The 228-nt window shown below is 60.5% G+C and carries 1 protein-coding gene; it reads left to right on the forward strand.

Annotated elements, in window-relative coordinates:
• Nucleotides 1-63 precede the first annotated feature (63 nt).
• Nucleotides 64-228 (forward strand): helix-turn-helix domain-containing protein (locus tag KNO86_RS14645; protein WP_214697390.1); only part of this gene is annotated, 165 nt, incomplete at its 3' end.

The following is a 228-nucleotide window of genomic DNA, read 5'->3' on the forward strand; positions in this document are numbered from 1 at the left end:
CCCCTCCACGGGTATCGGATGAAGAAGACACATCACGATCTTCTGAGGGGAGGAGAGACGGACATGCTGAAAGGCTACACATACAGGCTCCATCCGACGCCGGCACAGGCCGATTTCCTGGTCCGGACGATCGGCTGCGCCCGGTTCATCTACAACAAGCTGCTCGAGGACCGGATCGCCATCCGCGAGGAGGCGAAAACAGGGAGTGGAACGAGACGGAAACCGGCG

The sequence above is a fragment of the Exiguobacterium sp. s160 genome (genome assembly GCF_018617575.1).
Classification (GTDB): domain Bacteria; phylum Bacillota; class Bacilli; order Exiguobacteriales; family Exiguobacteriaceae; genus Exiguobacterium; species Exiguobacterium aestuarii_A.